At 66.4% G+C, this 1,166-nt stretch carries 1 protein-coding gene and 1 pseudogene; both read right to left on the bottom strand.

Translation table 11 applies throughout. From position 1 onward, the window contains the following. Positions 1 to 21: 21 nt before the first annotated feature. On the bottom strand, positions 22 to 762 hold the full coding sequence (locus tag ACFWJO_RS38930) for a maleate cis-trans isomerase (protein ID WP_011596947.1): 741 nt from the start codon (positions 760 to 762) through the stop codon (positions 22 to 24). Positions 763 to 797: 35 nt separating this feature from the next. Then, a pseudogene (locus ACFWJO_RS38935) lies at positions 798 to 1,166 on the bottom strand (Asp/Glu/hydantoin racemase); the annotation flags it as partial.

Raw genomic sequence — 1,166 nt, forward strand, 5'->3', positions numbered from 1 at the left:
TGACGACTGACGGGTTCCAGGTCAGTCAGAGCCATGACTGTGGCCTTTCTCGAACAAGGTTCCTAACGACGGGTGCACCGCCGTGTGGCCCGCAAGACGCAGGCCTTCCCAGATGGTCACCTGGTTTGCCGTGAGGACCGGCTTGCCGAGGCGCTGCTCGAGAGTACTCAGCGCACCCAGCGTCCTCATGGCCGTGTCGGGGATGAGCAGGGCTTCGGCGTCCGGGTGGTCGTTCTCCACCGCGAGTTCCACCACGGATTCCGGGCTGAGCAGACCGACCTCGGCCGCGGTGTCGATTCCCGCACTCGACATCGACAGCACCTCGATGCCTGCGGCGGCGAGGAACTCGACGAACAGCTTCGCGACGTCCTCCGGGTAGCTCGCGGCTACCGCGACGCGCGTGATCCCCAGTGCGTGCAGGGCGTGGACGAACGCGAAACTGGTGCTGGACGTGGGTACACCGGTGGCCGCGGCGAGCGTCTCGGCCTGCTGCTTCGCCCCGTCGGGGCCGTAGACGAAGCTGCCCGAGGTGCAGGCCCACACGACGGCGTCCGGCTTCTCCTCGGCGAGGAGTGCGGCCCCGCCGGCGAGCTTCTCGGGGCTCCCGAGGTCGAGCAGTTCGGGCACGGCGTGCAGGTCGGTTCCGTAGATGTGCACGACCGGCAGATCCACTCCGAGCATCTCCGCGGCGAAGGGGTAGTCGTCCTCGGCGGCGTGATCGGGGTAGATGAATCCCACAGTGGGGGTCGGCGTGCTCGTCATGCGTTCTCCTCTTTTCCGTGTCGTGTGGGGTGATGTCAGAAGACGTTGCGGAGCCACTTGCCCGGGCCCGTCATGGGGAGTTTCATCCGGCCGAGACAGGCCCAGATCGTGAGCTGGTTGGCGGTGAGGACCGGTTTGCCGAGTTCCTGCTCGAGCGGGGCGATGACATCGTAGGTAGGCAGGTTGGTACAGCTGACGAAGATCGCCTCCGACCTGGGGTCGTCCGCAGCGATGATCCGCTCGGCGATCGTGCGGTAGTTGACCTTCCAGATGCCGCCGCCGAGTCCGAGGTGATCGGAACGAACCACCTCGGTGCCTGCCTCGTTCAGGAACGCGTGCAGCCGTTCGGTGAGCGGGGCGTCGTACGGCGTGATCACCGACAGCCTGCTCAGCTCGAGGTGTTC

Origin of the sequence: Streptomyces sp. NPDC127092 (assembly GCF_042722475.1) — a bacterium.
Lineage (GTDB): Bacteria > Actinomycetota > Actinomycetes > Streptomycetales > Streptomycetaceae > Streptomyces.

Excerpts from the sequence above, each read along its gene's own strand:
- ACFWJO_RS38930 (WP_011596947.1), bottom strand. The coding sequence starts at position 762 with ATGACGAGCACGCCGACCCCCACTGTGGGATTCATCTACCCCGATCAC.